The 16,828-nt window shown below is 39.4% G+C and carries 16 protein-coding genes; 7 read left to right on the top strand and 9 right to left on the bottom strand.

The features are described 5' to 3' along the window. Positions 1-499: 499 nt before the first annotated feature. From VF06_RS03970 to VF06_RS03960, 3 genes are all read right to left on the bottom strand, one after another. Complete coding sequence (locus VF06_RS03970) at positions 500-931, bottom strand: NUDIX hydrolase (protein ID WP_099066779.1); 432 nt, start codon at positions 929-931, stop codon at positions 500-502. An 8-nt stretch (positions 932-939) separates the two neighbouring features. Next, positions 940-1,392 (bottom strand): DUF3531 family protein, encoded by a 453-nt coding sequence (locus VF06_RS03965; RefSeq protein ID WP_099066780.1) that lies wholly within the window; start codon positions 1,390-1,392, stop codon positions 940-942. A gap of 161 nt (positions 1,393-1,553) precedes the next feature. After that, complete coding sequence (locus tag VF06_RS03960; protein WP_099066781.1) at positions 1,554-2,486, bottom strand: Sll0314/Alr1548 family TPR repeat-containing protein; 933 nt, start codon at positions 2,484-2,486, stop codon at positions 1,554-1,556. Between the two features lie 352 nt (positions 2,487-2,838). Here VF06_RS03960 and VF06_RS03955 point away from each other — a divergent pair, with 352 nt between their 5' ends. Genes VF06_RS03955 through rsmG form a run of 3 tightly spaced genes read left to right on the top strand, consistent with a single transcriptional unit; the run spans position 2,839 to position 4,457 of the window. Next, positions 2,839-3,513, top strand: coding sequence for an ABC transporter ATP-binding protein (locus tag VF06_RS03955; RefSeq protein WP_099066782.1), 675 nt, complete (start codon positions 2,839-2,841; stop codon positions 3,511-3,513). Between the two features lies 1 nt (position 3,514). Continuing rightward, positions 3,515-3,688: a hypothetical protein gene (locus VF06_RS40275; protein ID WP_180267851.1), complete on the top strand. Its 174-nt coding sequence runs from the start codon at positions 3,515-3,517 to the stop codon at positions 3,686-3,688. A gap of 31 nt (positions 3,689-3,719) precedes the next feature. After that, positions 3,720-4,457 carry a 16S rRNA (guanine(527)-N(7))-methyltransferase RsmG gene (gene rsmG / locus VF06_RS03945; RefSeq protein WP_099066784.1) on the top strand — a complete coding sequence of 246 codons (738 nt, stop codon included), beginning with the start codon at positions 3,720-3,722 and terminating at the stop codon, positions 4,455-4,457. Between the two features lie 158 nt (positions 4,458-4,615). Here the strand turns inward: rsmG and VF06_RS03940 are convergent, their stop codons facing one another. Further along, on the bottom strand, positions 4,616-5,377 hold the full coding sequence (locus tag VF06_RS03940) for a superoxide dismutase (protein ID WP_099066785.1): 762 nt from the start codon (positions 5,375-5,377) through the stop codon (positions 4,616-4,618). A 94-nt stretch (positions 5,378-5,471) separates the two neighbouring features. Between VF06_RS03940 and VF06_RS38915 the strand changes: the two genes are divergently transcribed. Beyond that, entirely contained in the window at positions 5,472-5,657 is a 186-nt protein-coding gene (locus VF06_RS38915; RefSeq protein WP_143861622.1) for a hypothetical protein, read from the top strand. Between the two features lie 3 nt (positions 5,658-5,660). On the opposite strand, the gene VF06_RS03935 is transcribed toward VF06_RS38915, so the two are convergent. Together VF06_RS03935 and VF06_RS38910 are read right to left on the bottom strand one after the other, a co-directional pair. Beyond that, positions 5,661-7,082, bottom strand: coding sequence for an NADP-dependent isocitrate dehydrogenase (locus VF06_RS03935; protein ID WP_099066786.1), 1,422 nt, complete (start codon positions 7,080-7,082; stop codon positions 5,661-5,663). Continuing rightward, entirely contained in the window at positions 7,006-7,227 is a 222-nt protein-coding gene (locus VF06_RS38910) for a hypothetical protein (protein ID WP_143873471.1), read from the bottom strand. Before VF06_RS38910 ends, VF06_RS03935 begins: the two co-directional genes overlap by 77 nt. A 196-nt stretch (positions 7,228-7,423) precedes the next feature. Between VF06_RS38910 and VF06_RS03930 the strand changes: the two genes are divergently transcribed. The 3 genes from VF06_RS03930 to VF06_RS03920 all read left to right on the top strand — a co-directional run bounded on the left by VF06_RS03930 (position 7,424) and on the right by VF06_RS03920 (position 10,663). Continuing rightward, positions 7,424-8,143 (top strand): GUN4 domain-containing protein, encoded by a 720-nt coding sequence (locus tag VF06_RS03930; RefSeq protein WP_099066787.1) that lies wholly within the window; start codon positions 7,424-7,426, stop codon positions 8,141-8,143. 107 nt (positions 8,144-8,250) lie between these two features. Then, positions 8,251-9,357, top strand: coding sequence for an ABC transporter ATP-binding protein (locus VF06_RS03925; RefSeq protein ID WP_099066788.1), 1,107 nt, complete (start codon positions 8,251-8,253; stop codon positions 9,355-9,357). Positions 9,358-9,703: 346 nt separating this feature from the next. Continuing rightward, the gene (locus VF06_RS03920; protein ID WP_099066789.1) at positions 9,704-10,663 is read left to right on the top strand and encodes a hypothetical protein; all 960 of its coding nucleotides are present in this window, start codon (positions 9,704-9,706) and stop codon (positions 10,661-10,663) included. A 391-nt stretch (positions 10,664-11,054) separates the two neighbouring features. On the opposite strand, the gene VF06_RS03915 is transcribed toward VF06_RS03920, so the two are convergent. The 3 genes from VF06_RS03915 to VF06_RS03905 form a co-directional block, all read right to left on the bottom strand. After that, complete coding sequence (locus tag VF06_RS03915; RefSeq protein ID WP_099071913.1) at positions 11,055-11,702, bottom strand: OmpA family protein; 648 nt, start codon at positions 11,700-11,702, stop codon at positions 11,055-11,057. Between the two features lie 115 nt (positions 11,703-11,817). Beyond that, positions 11,818-13,467 carry a hypothetical protein gene (locus VF06_RS03910; RefSeq protein ID WP_099071912.1) on the bottom strand — a complete coding sequence of 550 codons (1,650 nt, stop codon included), beginning with the start codon at positions 13,465-13,467 and terminating at the stop codon, positions 11,818-11,820. Between the two features lie 67 nt (positions 13,468-13,534). Then, positions 13,535-16,819 carry a tubulin-like doman-containing protein gene (locus tag VF06_RS03905; RefSeq protein WP_099073177.1) on the bottom strand — a complete coding sequence of 1,095 codons (3,285 nt, stop codon included), beginning with the start codon at positions 16,817-16,819 and terminating at the stop codon, positions 13,535-13,537. Between the last annotated feature and the right edge of the window lie 9 nt (positions 16,820-16,828).

The raw sequence follows: 16,828 nt of genomic DNA, 5'->3' as shown, positions 1-16,828 counted from the left end.
TTACTTCAGCCGATAATTCATCTTATAAAAGATAGAACTTACGCAACACCGATATTGTCATTGCAACCGTAACGAAGTGTAGTGGCGTGTCTAGACTAAAATGTTGCAATAAACAATGTTTTTAGTTGAGACCACGCGGTAGGGGCGCAAAGCCTTCCGCCCCTACAATGATTCGATTTGAAAATGTGTATTCCATTCAATTGAAAACCGCCATATTTACTTTATAAATAGGCTCTAACTGTTAACAGTCAACAGCGATATTTTTCACAACTAAAATAGATTGCTATATCATAATCAGGACTTACGCAAAAATAACGTAATTGGGTCATTACGAGCGATAGCGTACTCCTACCCAGAAGCAAGCTACGCGGAGCGTCTCGTAGAGAAGTAATCCCCCCTGACGCTGGGATTGCTTCCCTACACTGCGTTTCGGTCGCAATGACAATATCGGCGTTGCGTAAGTCTTAATAATTTATGTCTCGAATTTAGGCTAGCTAATTTACAAGTATTCAAAAAAAATCTCTGGAACCAATCTTAACTCTCCAGATTGAAAGCGAGAAATATCGATCCATAATGCCCGATGTTTGTGTTTCCCTGACTCAGAGAAAATCAAACTTTCTAAAGTATAAAACTTAGGATCGGCAAAGTCACATTGATAAAGTTGAATAATTTCATGTCCTTGTTTACCGTTGAAGATAAACAAATTTTCTATACAGCCTAGATAGTGAATATTAGTTAACTCTGCTTGAATTTCTTCTTGAAACTCCCTTTGTAGCGCATCACGGCTAGTTTCACCAAAATCAACGCCACCGCCCAAAGCCCGATAAAATATTTCTTGCTTTGCAGGATCGTAGCCTTCAGAAACGAAAATGCGTTCGCCATCTCGAATTAGTCCTAAAGCTAATACTCGAATTTGGCCGGGTTTACTCATTGTTGGGATTAGTTATCGTAAATAGAATAAGAGCGGCTTTCGCTATCCTCAACTGGCCAATCTTCGTTTTCGCCGCCGATGTACAAGTCTTCAATGGTGACATATTCCTCACTTAGTTGTGTGAGAGCATTGATTAAAATATCAATGGCGATCGCATCACTAGTTCCCAAATCAAACCAACAACGCGCCCACTGTCCTTCATATTCAAATTCACCCATATTATGCATCAAGGCTAGTAAGCTTTTGTCATATCCTTGGGAATCATAATTCATGTAACTGATATCAAGTCCAGTTTCCTGTACTTGGAGATTTTCGGCGTTAAAAGCACCCAATTTACCAAGATAAAACCAGGAATCAAAGGCTTCTTCTACATACTGTTTTTCACGTTCAGAAGGGATGGTACTGAATTTTAACCAAATCCAGACATCAAAAGGATTAAATTCGCGGAATTGAATTTGCATTTTAATTAAATATTCCAATGATTTTGACTCAACACAAGCATATCAGAGTAGGGAATGGGGAATGGGGAATGGGGATGAGGGAGACAAAGGAGACAAGGGAGACAAGGGAGAAAGATTGCTATTTTTTCTCCAATGCCCGATGCCCGATGCCCAATGCTCTGTTACCTTGAATTATTTAGACTCAGAGCATTTTTACGTTCGCTTTCGATTTGTTTGACTAAATTACTTGGAAGTTGGGATTTTTTAGTCAATGCTTTATCAAAATTAGCGATCGCTTCCTTAATTATTTGCTGACTTTTTTCCTTTTCCCCCAGTCGTCTGAGAATTTGGGCTTTGAGATAGTAAATTTCTGGATTGTCGCCTCCGCTTTCGATGGCACGGTCAACATACTCTAGAGCCTGAGGATACCGTTTTAAGTCGCGATAGGCAAGAGCAATACCCCGATGTACGAGATATTGAGGAGCAGCATTTTCTTGTAAGCGCCCAATTGCTTGATCTGGACTAGCAAAAGGTAAATTAACCGCCAATAATAAATCCATATAACCCTTGATTAAATTTAGTTCTGGATCGTTGGCAGAAATGGCTTCAGCTTTGTCTAAATATTGGTAAACTTGCCGCAAGCGACCAAAAGCTTGTGGTACACCGTTGACTGTACCTTCACGGATGAGAATTAAAGAACCCTCTAAAAAATGACCAACGGCAGTGTATAAATTTCCGCGTAATGGATCAGTGGGAATCAATTTTTGTGCGCTTTCCAAGGTTTTCTGGCTGTAGGTTTTTAATTTACCCCAATCTTTATTTCCGTATGCTAAAGACGCCTTCATGGCGTAAGCTAGAGGTTCATTTGGCTCTTTGGCTAGTGCTTGTTCGAGGTAACGTTCGGCTGCTGGATAATTGCCTTGTTGGAAAATCGCTTCAAAAGCTGCTTGAGTTTGGTCGCCAATTCGGTGAGGTTTCTCGCTGCGAAAGGGATCGCCAGCCAAGGAGGGATTGATCAAAAGATTAAGTGCGATGGCCGCCCCAAAACCCACCTGAACCAATAAGTTGAGCTTAGCAAACACCACCGATTGATAACGGGAAAACCTTTTAGCCATTTTAACTCTCAGAATAATTGCTGTTGAAATAGTTGTATGTGTTACTTAGAATGCAAAAAATAGTTAATTTCAGCTTGTGTCTGCTTCAGGCAAAATTTTCTATCAAGGTTGACTTGGGTAATTTTTTGATGTTCCCAAGCATGTTGTAGCCATTGTTTTCGGGTAAGTCTGCCACAATGGAGAAAAAGTACTTAAGTTCATGCCACTCGTAAAAACTAATGAAATTTGACGTTAACTGTTGAGGGTTAACAATTAACAGTCAACGCTTATTAAAGGCTTTTTTTGCTGAATTTTCCAGCTGCTCTTGGTGTAATTAATCAGTAATTCGCTGACTTTTTGGTAATCTTAACAAATGCTCTATCTCCGAAATCTAATTTATCACCCCACAGCGTGCCCAACAGCGATTCTCAAATCGATCAACTTAGAATTAGCACCCCAGCAGCTAGGTTTGATTATTGGCCCTAGTGGTTCAGGTAAAAGTACTTTGCTAGAAATTTTATCTGGACTAGCTGAACCTACCTCCGGGGGACTGTTTTGGCGAGAACAAGAATTGATTCCCGAACAGCTACAACAATTAGCTGGCTTAGTGTTTCAGTTTCCAGAGCGACATTTTTGCGGGAGTACGATTTTAGAAGAATTGCGTTTGGGACATCCTGAATTAGGATCGGATCGAGTTAGACATGCCCTGAGTGAGGTGGGATTAGAACATTTATCCCTTTCCACCGCCCCCCATGCTTTGAGTGGAGGTCAGCAGCGACGTTTAGCTTTAGCAGTGCAATTAATTCGTCAGCCAAATGTACTGTTATTGGATGAACCCACCGCTGGTTTAGATTGGTCAATGCGCCGCCAGCTGGTAAATTTATTAGCAAAACTCAAACAAGATTGGACGCTGTTAATAGTGACACACGATGCTGGAGATTTATTAGCGATCGCAGATCGTTGCTGGACACTCAACCACGGCGAACTACAATCAGTTGACCCAAAAACATTAGAAGCCAAGGGTAAAGAACCTTTACCGGCGGTATGAGTTGGGGAGATTGGGAGATAGGGAGATGGGGGAGATGGGGAAGACAAGGGAGACAAGGGAGATAAGGGAGATGGGGGGCTGGGGAGATGAGTTTTTCCCCTCTGCCCAATGCCCAATGCCCAATGACCAATGCCCAATGCCCAATGCCCAATGCCCAATGCCCAATGCCCAATGACCAATCCCCAATGCCCAATGACTAATGACTAATGACTAACTCATTGCCTGAAATGGCAGAAATTTGGCAGCAAACTCTCAATTGGCAACCAAGTGCCCATCAGCAGGGGCAATTTCAGAGGCTTTATCACTTAATCCTAGAAGGTAACCGCCAATTAAATTTAACTCGCATCACTGACCCCCAAGAGTTTTGGGAAAAACATCTCTGGGATTCACTACGAGGAATTGCACTAAAGGGAGAATTTATTACTTCTCTTAAAGAAGGTGCATCTGTAATTGATATTGGTACGGGTGCGGGTTTTCCCGGTATTCCAGTGACAATTATTGCACCTAATTGCACAATTACTTTGATGGATTCAACCCGCAAAAAAATTACTTTTATTGAAACAGTCTTAACTGAACTTGCCCTGACAAATGCTAAAACTCTTGTGGCTAGGGCTGAAGAAATTGGTCAGCAACCCAAACACCGACAAGCTTATGATGTTGCCTTAATCCGTGCTGTGGGCACAGCTTCTGTTTGTGCAGAATATACACTACCACTGCTCAAACAGGGAGGTTTAGCCATAATTTATCGTGGTAATTGGACAGAAGATGAAACCACTGGTTTAGAAAATGCTGTTAAGCAATTAGGCGGCGTTATTGAAGCGATCGAAAAATTTACAACACCTTTGAGCCAAAGCATTCGCCACTGTGTCTATTTGCGTAAGGTAGCCAGTACACCAGTTCAGTTTCCTCGTGCTACTGGTGTACCTACTCAAAAGCCTCTTTAACTATCAAATTCCCAAGCATCAGTAAAAAATATTTTATTGCTGTTGTTGACTGTTGACTGTTAACGGTTGACAGTCAACAGTCAACGACCTCAAGGGGAAGAATTTATTTTTTGGAGTTACCTGGGCGTGTAATTATTTTTTCTCCCCACCACTTCTATCTAAGCAAATTTAAATTTTTTAGCGTCTGCAAACCGCTTGTTAATTTCATCCCAATTAACAACGTTCCACCATGCTTCCAAGTAATCAGCGCGACGGTTTTGGTAGTTGAGATAATATGCGTGTTCCCATACGTCATTTCCCAGGATGGGATATTGACCTTGACTGAGGGGACTATCTTGATTAGCTGTAGAAGTTACTTGTAATTTGCCATCTTTGTTACGCACTAGCCAAACCCAACCACTACCAAAACGACCAGCACCAGCTTCGTTGAACTGTTTTTTGAAGGCTGCAAAACTACCAAAGTTTTGGTTAATAGCCGAGGCTATATCTCCTGTTGGTTCTCCACCACCTTTGGGTTTCATAATTTGCCAGAACATCGAATGATTCACATGACCACCGCCGTTATTTTGCACTGTTTTGCGAATGTCTTGTGGTACTGTGTTAAGTCTTTGCAAAAGTTCTTCTACACTTTTACTTTTGAGTTCTGGATATTTTTCTAATGCCCCATTCAGATTTTTGACATAAGTTGCGTGGTGTTTATCGTGATGAAACTGCATTGTTTTGGCATCAATGTGTGGTTCTAGTGCTTCGTAGGGGTAAGGTAACGGTGGTAGTTGGATGGCACCTGTTGTATTTGGTGTTGTGTCAGGAGTTCGAGTGTTTTCTGGAGGAGAATTTTCTGCTAATGCACAAGCATCTAACGCAAATGCACCAGCACCTGCTGTGAGTAAAAACAAGAAATAACGTCGATTAATAGCCATATTGGTTTTTGCAGGAAATCTATGTCAATTACTTCGTCGTTTTTATTTTCTTAGATTCTGGCTGCAAAAAATTGGGGAAGTGGGGAGTGGGGAGATGGGGAGATGGGGAGCAGGGGAGATGGGGAGATGGGGAGAGGGGGGAGACAAGGAGAGAAGTCTGAGCGGAGGTTTCCGACCATCAGAACTTCGGAGAGAAAGATTGCTACCTTGTCTACCTTGTCTACCTTGTCTACCTTGTCCTCTTCCCATGCCCAATGCCCAATGCCCCATGCCCCATTAACAATTAATCAAAATGCTGAATTATGGCGTCGGCAAATTCAGAACATTTTAAGGGTTCAACAGGCGGTTCTAGCAATCGTGCTAAATCGTAGGTGACTTGAGAGTTGGCGATCGCATCTCCTAAACCTTTCTTAATTAGGTCTGCGGCTTCTTGCCAACCCAGATATTCCAGCATCATCACACCGGACAAAATCACTGAACCAGGGTTAATTTTATCTAACCCGGCGTGTTTGGGTGCGGTGCCGTGGGTGGCTTCAAATATGGCACTGCTATCGCCAATATTTGCCCCTGGCCCCATTCCTAACCCACCGACAATAGCAGCCGCAGCATCAGACAGGTAATCGCCGTTTAAGTTCATTGTGGCCAGAATCGAATACTCATCAGGTCTGGTTTGGATTTGTTGAAAAATACTGTCAGCAATCCGGTCGTTCACCAAAATTTTATCTTTCCATTTGCCGTCACCGTGGGTTGCCCAAATTGAGTTAAGAACTGTTTCAACTTCCTTGACAATTTGTGCTTTCTTCTCATCGGTAAGAGCATCAAACCCCGGATCGATTTGACGGGCATTTTCTTCTAAGGAAATATTGGGATTTTTTTCCTTGTTGCTCAAAATCCAAGATTCCCGTTCGGTGACAGTTTCTTGGCGAAATTCGGTGGTTGCTAGTTCGTAACCCCAATCGCGGAAAGCGCCTTCGGTGTATTTCATGATGTTGCCTTTATGCACCAAAGTCACTTGTTGCTTGTGTTTGGGCAATTGCAAAGCATGTTTTATGGCGCGTCTAACTAGGCGTTGGGAACCAGTTTTACTGATGGGTTTAACACCGATACCAGCATCGAGGGGAATTTGTTTTTTCCCGTGTTCTGGGGTGGCGGGGATAAGTTCCTCATTGAGAATTTTAATTAAGCGATCGCCAATTTCACTGCCTTGTCGCCACTCAATGCCTAAATAAATATCTTCCGTATTCTCTCGATAAACAATTACATCCAGTTTTTCTGGATTTTTGTGGGGTGAGGGTGTCCCTGCATAGTAGCGACAAGGACGCACGCAAGCATACAAGTCAAAAATTTGCCGTAATGCCACATTCAAAGAACGAATACCGCCGCCCACTGGGGTAGTCAAAGGCCCTTTAATGGCTACACCATATTCTTCGATTGCCGTTAGAGTGTCTTGAGGTAAATACTGATAAGTGCCGTATAAATCGCAAGCTTCATCCCCAGCGTAAACCTTAAACCAACTAATTTGACGCTGACCTTTGTATGCTTTAGCTACCGCAGCATCTAGCACCTTTTGGGTAGCAGGCCAGATATCTATCCCTGTACCGTCACCCCGAATAAAAGGGATAATTGGATTATCTGGTACGATGGGTTCGCCGTTTTTGAAGGTGATTTTTGCTCCAGTCGTAGGAGGGGTAATCTTTTCGTACATACTTTAACACTCCTAAAAAATATGCTATTGGAATTGGGCATGGGGCGTGGGGCATGGGGCATGGGGCATGGGGCATGGGGCATTGGGCAGAGGGGAAAAACTCATCTCCCCATCTCCCCTGCTCCCCATCTCCCCTGCTCCCCATCTCCCCAGTCCCCTGAAGCGCAGATTTTCCCCCTATTTCCTTGTACATTATTTGCGGATCTAGTGTGGGATTGGGTGAAGCGATCGCAATTTTGTACGATCAAAAATAGTAAACTACTTTTCGCTATCACTGCTTCACCTAAGAGAATGCTCGATGGTGACCGCTTTTTTACGCTAGAGCTAATACGAGTAATGGCATGACAGACCCAATGATTTTATCAGGCTCTCCCACTGACATCGACTCCCTCCGACAACCATTAATCGCTGGGTCTATTCAAGTCCAACAACAAACTATCTCACAGCTAGCACAGTTGGGCGATGGGGGATTAGATGTGTTAATGGAATTTTTGCTGAAACGACGTGAGAATCAACCAACTTGGATTGATGGCAAAGCATACCAAGTACTTTACAAGTCTGATGCACCCCAGGCTAAAGAATTTCTGCTCTCGTGGTTTCCTGAGGGAATTGTACCTCTAAAATCAGAGCGCGGGATTAATTACAATCCTTTGCAACAGCTATTGGCACAGCAAGATTTCCAAGCAGCCGATCGCACGACCATCGAAAAAATGTGTGAAATCTCAGGGCCTACTGCTGTACAGCGCAAATGGTTGTATTTTACTGAGGTAGAAAATTACCCTGCTGTGGATTTACAAACCATTAACAATCTGTGGCTAGTCCACTCCGAAGGGAAATTTGGCTTTTCAGTACAGCGAGAAATTTGGTTGAGTTTGGGGAAAAACTGGGAGAATTTCTGGCCGAAAATTGGCTGGAAACAAGGTAATAATTGGACTCGCTACCCCCATGAGTTTACGTGGGATTTAAGCGCACCTAGAGGTCATTTGCCCCTGTCTAATCAACTGCGGGGAGTGCGAGTTTTTGCTTCTTTATTGTCTCATGCTGCTTGGACGCAGTTATGAGTTAGGAGTTATGAGTGATGAGTTGAAGAGATTTTAAATTGAAAACTCAAAACTCAAAACTTAAAATTCCTAACTCCTAACTCCTAACTATTAACTTGAATTCGATAATGGCAAACGTTCGTTTAGAAGATATTAAGCGTAGATTTAATAATGTCACCGCTATCGAGGACATTACCTTTGAAATTCCCGATGGAGAATTTTGGGTTTTAGTGGGGCCATCTGGTTGTGGTAAGTCTACAATTTTACGAACGATCGCTGGTTTGGAGAGCGCGACTTCTGGCAAACTCTTTATTGGCGATCGCTTGGTAAATAATATCCCAGCCAGACAACGAGATGTGGCGATGGTATTCCAAAACTACGCTCTTTATCCTCACATGACGGTAGCCCAAAACATTGCTTTTGGGTTACAGATGCGTCAGGTTGACTCGAAGATTATTCAAGAAAGAGTCATGAATGTGGCGCGATCGCTGATGATAGAAAACCTCCTAGATCGCAAACCCAAACAACTTTCTGGGGGACAACAACAACGAGTAGCTTTAGGAAGGGCGATCGCCCGCGAACCACAAGTTTTTTTACTTGATGAACCTTTGTCTAATTTAGATGCTCAATTGCGAGATGACACCAGAGCAGAATTAAAACAATTACATCAACAATTGGGCATCACCACAATCTACGTTACCCACGATCAAGTGGAAGCAATGACTTTGGCTGATAAAATTGTGGTGCTAAATCGCGGACGCATTCAACAAATTGGCGATCCCCAAAGCATTTATGCCAGTCCAGCTAATCAAATGGTGGCCACTTTTTTAGGTAGTCCACCCATGAATATTTTGCCTGTAATTTATCAGAATCTGAGTTTTGATGTGAGTGGACAATTATTTCCCATTCCCACATTTGTGAAGGAAAAATTAAAATTGCGTCAAGGACAAAGTTTGAATTTGGGAATTAGACCGGAACATCTAAAAATCAATACTGATTCTCAATTGAGGAGTGAAAACTCAGCAATCTTACAGGTTGAAGTAAAAGTGGTGGAACCTTTAGGAAGGGAAACTTTGATTCGCGCGGGTTTACCTGGTTCGACGACGGTGTTAAATATTCAGACTAGTGGGGATATGCGTTTGCGTCTTGGCGATCGCCTTTCTCTAGAATTAGATTTAAATGAATTATTTGTATTCGATCCCAACACGGGAGATAAAATTTTCCCTCATGAATAGAGGAGGATTTGACGCAGCCGGATACTCATCAGATATCAAAACCTTGTAGAGACGTTGCAATTGCAACGTCTCTACATCTGTGTAATATAATACTATCAGGCAATCAACCTCTACCAAATGGGGTATCTTGCTACAGATTTCTGTTTTGTGTCGCCTCAGATAGTCTAAAAATTAAAAACTATAATACATTTTGTTACAGAATTAGATTCCCCCTACTAATGGTGATACAGTCTCCTTGCCAAAACTCAATAGGAGGCTTTATTTTGTGATTTTATTTGGCAACTGATATTTTTACTCGTAAAATCGAAGACAAGGTCAAGGTCAGTAGAAAAGAGTTCCTAAATTAATGAATCCGTCAATAACTCAGGGTGTAAGAGCTATTAATAAACCCCAGATGATAGACAGAATAAACGATATAGCCTGGCAAGCTCACCAGGGTAGCGTGGCGGCGATTATTCAGCTATTAAACGAAAAGCTGTCTAATTCAGGCGTTAGAACCAGAGCCATTTTTGCTAATGGCGTCTTACAACTGTTATGTGAAGCAGCGAAGGTAGAACAACTAGAGCAATCCTCGCTAGTGGAACAAATCCAGCAAATTTTGGAATCCACTGCACCGCGTCATATTCGCCGAGTCAACATCAATAGTAGAATAGTTCGCGAACAGCAATTACTTTGGTTAAAGGAAATATCTAGCGATCCTGAGAATCAATTGCTGTGGTCACAGGAAATTACATTAATTCAGCCAAGTATCATAAAACAACTAATTAGTGATTTCACACAAGCCCAAGCGGAACTAGGAAAACCAAATTTTGTTAAAACTCCAGTTTCTCGTTCTTTGGTACTAGTTAACAAAGAAAAACACAAAAATAAACGTAAAAACAAGAAGGTATTAGCCGCAGTTAGTCTTTGTTCTTTGTTGTTGCTTGGTTGGTTTGTATACGCCAAGTTAGGTAACAAAATAAAAAACCCAATGCAACCAGAGGTTTCCAAATCTTTAACAACACAAAGTACTAAAGAAAATCAAATTCCAGTAACACTAATTACTCCTAATAATAGTGTTTTTGAATCACCTGACGATCCATTTGGAACGGCTGTGCGAATTGCCAACCAAGCCTCTGCATCTGGGAAAGTAGCCACAAGTTCAACTCAGTGGTTAGAGATAGCTGCTAAATGGCAACGTGCTTCAGATTTAATGAGTACTGTACCAACAAATCACAATCGCTATCAGGAAGCTAAGATTCGGACTCAACTATATAAAAAATATAGTGAGGCAGCACAAAAAGAAGCATATAAGAGTAAATCTTAGTAACATTTTGTGTGAAATCCTAGCGTTTCTCAATGCTCTAGCTAGCAAAGTAAATATCAACGCAAGCAAAGTCTTGGCAAATTTAATTAGTTGTTTATTTGACAGCCTTTTCCATCTATAGGAATCCGGTTTGATGTCTGAAATTATTTGTGTAGTCAGGCAAAAAGCAATAGGCAACAGGCAAAAGGGTTTCAGAGAATATGGATGTACGGAGTTATTTTCAAAAATCAAATAGGAGTCTTTTTTTTGCAGCAGATATTTCGTAGGGGCGCAGCAATGCTGCGCCCCTACAGGGTTATTGGACTACCCAAAAATTGCTGCAATCTTAAAAATAAATTTTTCCTGTTTGAATAAATATTTTAAATAGTAGTTGAAAAATTTTAATTCTCAATTATTTTACTTCTCGCACTTCACCAAGACGTGTAAAACGAATTTCAATGCGTCGTCGGTTTGGTTCAGACTGACGTTTTTGTTGTGGAATGGGAGCAAATTCACCACTTGGTAATATTAATTGTGCCGCAGAATAGGCGCGAAATCTGATACCAGCCATTTTATTTTGTTGTTGAATTTTTAGTAGTTCTTTTACCACTGCAAGAGAACGCATTAATCCTAAATCAGCGTTAGAACCAGGCTTAAGTGTACTAACTGAACCTCCTTGGTTAGCTGCTACTTCTAAATTGTTGTCTAAATTACTGCTGATAATGCCAATGGGTTGTTCATCAGTGTGTCCAATAACTTCAACTGTATTAATGTTGTAAGTTTTGGCGGTTTTTTCTATATCAGGTACGAGTTTATTTGTAATAAAATTCAACATGGTTGGTGGAATTACAGCGCTACCTGGATCGAATCTAGAATTTTCATCTTTAATGAGTAAAATGGGTGGGGTTCCTGGATTAGTTATTTGCGATATTGTATATTTGGTGCTGGCTAGTAGCAATAATAGCAGTAAAATCATGAAGGCATTAGACATTAAGTCTGTAAAAGCCGGCCAAATATTTAAATCTTCATTGTAGTCAGTATGTCGCGAACGACGAACCATAAATTTTATTAATTTGGGATTTTAGATTTTCGATTAAATAAAATAATTGATTACAAAGCATTACTAGCAATTTCAAATAATAGACTACATACAAATTTTTATTAATATTCAAAATTTAATTTGTGTTTATTTGCTTTTCCATTTTTTGTCTCAATTGAGAAATTTCATTTTTGATATTATTGACATCTTGATTGAATTGTTGAACATTACTAATTAACATTTCTATACCTTGTTTATTTATTTCTGTTTGTTGAATAATTCCCTTAATTATCATAGCACTGACATTTTTGTATTCAGTATTAAATTTTTCATTGTTATTTTCAATAATATCGATAAAATCTGATTTCGACATATCCATTTTGACAATTAACTGATTGGCAAATCCTTCAAAATTGGTGACTACGGTTTTAATTTGTTGGTTGTTATAACCGATTTGCTGTGATAAATTTAAAATTAGGCGATCGCCTAATGTTTCAACCGCTAAATTAGTTTGTTCTGTATGGTTTTTGACAAGTTCTACTAATTTTGTAAAAGTCTCAGATTTACTAACAATTTCTTTCTCTAACTTGTCAAGTTTATTAATTGCTCTTGAAAAACTATTTGCTCCCTGTTTGAGTTGGGGAATAATCTCACCCAGGGAGTTTTGATTATTTTGATGCAACTCTAAAACTTGAATTGCAGTTTGATTGCTACTTTTAATATCTAATCCTAAAGCAGTTAATTCTCCACTACAACGCTGCACTTCTACTACTGCTTGTTGAATGAATTTAGTAGTCTCGGCTAAACTGGCAGCAGATTGGGAAAATCTTTCTTGTATGGTAGCCAAATCGCCCGTAGCTGCTGATAATTTTTGCGGAAACTGACTCTTAGCAAATATTTCCGCAGACTGTTTAAATACATCAGATTTTTTATTCAGTTCATCAATTGTGTGTTTAAATTCATTAGCAGCCGCAGATATAGTCCCAGCAGCTTCATAAAATCTTTCATAAACTTGTGTGGCTAAATGACGAGCTTCTTCATTCCCTTGCTTCATTTCTTTAACTACACTTTTCATCGGTTCTTCTATTGCTTGCCGCATTGTAGAACCAAATCTAGTTAAAAATTGATCTTGCTGGGATACCATTTTATTGACAATTTTATCAAGGCGAGTATCACCTTGTACTTTAGGATGGTAAATATTATCTAGATAATCTTCCAGGGAACTAATAAGTCTATATTTAGCAAAACTAGTATTTTTCAACCAATTAAATAATGTTAATACAGTACTAAAAAAAAGTCCCGTTAAGCTTGTGATGAAAGCAATACTCATACCTTCCAACGGTTTTTTTAATTCCGCAAGTAAACCACTAACATTAGTACTATTCGTTTGATTGATTGTTTGACTAAGTGTACCTAAATTAATCGTAATGCCAAAAAAAGTACCAAGTAACCCAAAAGCTAAGAGTAAATTGGGGAGAATACGACAAAAATAATCTATTTGTTCGCAGGTAAATCCCCCAACTTTTTCTTGGCTATAAATTTGGTCTATTAATGCAGCTGTATTAACTTGGTCTAAATTGCTACTAGCTTCTTTAAATCTTTCTTGTAATTTGTCTACTATTTTGGGTTGCTGTCCAGATGGTTGTCTATTAATTAATCTTCTTACCTTTTCTTCTAAATTTATCAGATGTCGATGGAGAGCTAAGCGATAAAAAATGGTAGTGATAGATGGTAAAACTACAAATAAAAGGGTGAGAATAATTAACTCAAGAGGTATTGGTGGCATGAAAATAATTTGTGAATTTGTAAGGATATATAAAATAGTTTGGTGTTCGCCAAACTAAAAAATAGACTTATAAAGGGTACTGAGCGAAGATTCTTTGTTTTTCGCGATCGTATTCTTCTTCTGTAATCAATTCATCAGCTAAATCTTGTTTAAGACGTTCTAATTCTGAGCGTCTTTTCGCACGATTATCAGTATAATCTAATCTGGATGCGTGATTAATAGAATCTAGTGGAGAATCAATCACGATTTCATCACTAAATGCTGGCTGATTTCCTATATTCTTGGTTGGCGTAATACTACGATTTTGTAAATTTTTAAATCGCTCATTTATCTTTTTACGAAAGCGATTGATGATTCCCTCTTTAGCTGTAGGGTCAATATTGGGGGAAATTCCAATTACTGCTATTTTATAGGGGTAATTAGGATGATCTTCCGGCAAACTATGTACTTCTTCAATAAACTGTTTAAGTTTGGGTGAATATGTACTATCCCACAGTTCAGGTTCTCTGGCAATGACAGCAATTTCATTATCTAAAAGCTGTTGCAAAGCTTCAGTCATATCCTGGCGGTTAGCAAGTTCCTCTAAAGCTTGACTCCACTCTAGACTTAAACCAGCAATATTATAGCTATAGCGTAATTGATCGTAATATTGAAATTCTAATTGTTTATTTTCCTGATTATTTGTTAATAATTCCAATGCTAGAGAAGGATAAAAAATATCCTCTAATTCTTCCATTTTTTTGGCATCAGGCGGGATGATATCGGGAAAAGAAACGTTATGATCGTTATGCAGAAAAGAAGAAGCAGAATGTTGTTCTCGTAAATACGGATTCCTCATTTTTTCCAGACTACTAATTAATCTGAGAGGAAAACCCGCATATTCATTAACAATTAAAATTTCGTCTTCTGCTTGTGTTGCTTTTAAAACACTTGGTTCGACTCCGATATCTTGTGTGAGTAAAGTTTTAAACTGTCGAACTTCTGAATCATCTGTATCTTTAAAACCGACTAATTTACTACTTTTAGCCGGGTCTTCACGAAAATAAGGATCGCTTAAATTCAAACGCAACAGTGGTTCTGCTTCTTGCATCACTTGTGCTAAACGAGTTGAACGCACTGCTAACGAGTAGTTCTGCATAAATCGCTTAATCACAGAATTGACAATATTAATACTTCGAGAAGCAAATAATTTATCAACTTTCAGATCGATTTCTTTTTGCAACTGGTCTACAGTACTGCGTTCTCTATTAATAAAACTTGCTAAAGATTGTCCTCTACCAGTTTGTTCTGTAATTGTGGAACTAACTAACACAAATTGCCGACGGGAATCATCTGTAGGTAAAATAGTTTGATAGCAGCTATCAATATCTTCACTATCAAATATTGCTTCACCGCTCATTTCGTCAAAATTCAATTGTCTCAAGTCCCTATCTTGCTTTTCGTAGAAACTTTGTAAATCTTCTACTAAGCTATTAAATGCTGCAACTTGAGTTGCTCTTTCTTGGACGTGCTTTTGTAACTGATTCACAATTTTTAGCGCTTCTTGCACAATTGTGACATCGAAGTTATGCTGAATAATTTTGCAGGCTTCCTGGATTGATTTTCTAGCTTCGTCTTGAAATTGACTATTTTTATTATTTAGTAAAGGAATACTCGCTTTTTGTTCGATATCCTCCATTGTTTGTTCGGTATCGCGCCATCTCCTTTCTAAATCTTCTATAATTCTCATCCCTCCATTATCAGTAATTTTTTCTTGCAAATTTAGCTGATAGTTATGCAATTCATGTTGTAATGCATCTAGCCAATCACGGGTACTTTTAATCGAAAAATTAGCATCTGTGGGTGTAAGTAATTGACTGAGATATTCATCAATATTAGTTTTGAGTTCCTTAGCAATATTGGGAGAAACCTGTATTAATTTTGTCAGCCAAATTCCCCTAGTGCTTTCAGTTTCACCAGGCTGGACTTTACGGAATTGTTCTCTAAATTCTCTTGGCAATTGTCCGCGAATATCAGTGCGATTTTCGCGCTTTTGACACTCGGAAATTTGTCGTTCTAGTTTATTTCTCCAAGCGCTGATAGTATTGCGAAAACTCTTATTATTTTCTTGGACTGATTCTGCGAGTTTGCTAGTAAAGTTATCCTTGCTTTCTGGGTCGTTATGCCAATGATTTTGAATCAGAAATTGTTCGATTAAATTTAAGGGATCTGGACTTTGACCTTTGCCGTTTAACCAAAATTTAACTAGTTCCAAACTAACGCGGTTCAAAGCAATTTGCACTATAGTATCGCGGGGAAAATAAATAGCTGCTAAGCCAAATGTTAAGTAACGCTGGGTATTAGGACGCGGGTGTTTATCCCATTGAATCATGTGTTGAAGAAAATTGTCTCTACTAGCTTTAATTGCTGGTGCTAATTCACTAGAAAAATCGAGAGCAATTTTATGAGCAATGACGTTACATAGCTTACCTTGGAAAAGAATCGAATATTCGCCTCCAGTTTGACTAGATACTAAATATGTATAGTCAAAAGGCGGACGCTGTTCTTGAATAAAAGTTAAATTTGCAATGTCATAAAAAGCTTCAAATTTTGTCCCTGGCGTACTATAGTAATTTAATTCTTTGAGAGCAGCATAGGTATTGGCGCTCATACTAGGAGCATTGCCATATAATTCTGGACTAACGATTAAATAGCTGAATATTTGCGCGCTTTGGTCGCCATAAAGATGCCGCAGACTATAAGCAATATCCAAAAACATACCGCTACCAGTACCGCCACAAAGAGAACCAACTACAAAAATGCTCAGTCCTGGTTCGACTCTCAAACCTGCTTTTAGCAATAAAGAATCATGTCCTCTAGTGCGTCTTTCTGCGCTTTCAATTGATGTTTTAATCTTTTGATAATTATGAAAAAAAGCTAGTCTTCCTACAGGTCGAATACCTTTTGCACCTTCTTCAACTGCTTTAATATTTCGCAATAATTGTGGTGGAAACCATCTACCAATATGGTCATAAGGGCCGTGACGAGTATATTCTGAGCGTCGCTCCAATCCTTGAATAAACATACTAACTTCATTGGAGGACATTGTAGCACTGACTTTTTCTGCCTCTTTAAAGCTGAGGTCTACACCATGATAGGTACTTCCTGTGCGAATACCAGTTATTTGGGTTGCGGCTTTATCTGTGTCAATGTGAATGAAACTGACAATTGGCAAGTTGCTTAAATCACCATAACGGTCAACAATTAACCGTCGAATTCTCATTAATACATCGCGTCCAGTACCACCCAAACCAATACAAATTGTGCGATTAATTCCCCGATATTGAAATTCATTTGTAGTTGCTTGACTCATAATATGCAC

The sequence above is a fragment of the Nostoc linckia z4 genome (genome assembly GCF_002608075.1).
Classification (GTDB): Bacteria; Cyanobacteriota; Cyanobacteriia; order Cyanobacteriales; family Nostocaceae; genus Nostoc; species Nostoc linckia.
Note: the sequence above shows the minus strand (reverse complement) of the source record. Positions and strands in the feature narration are given on the sequence as shown.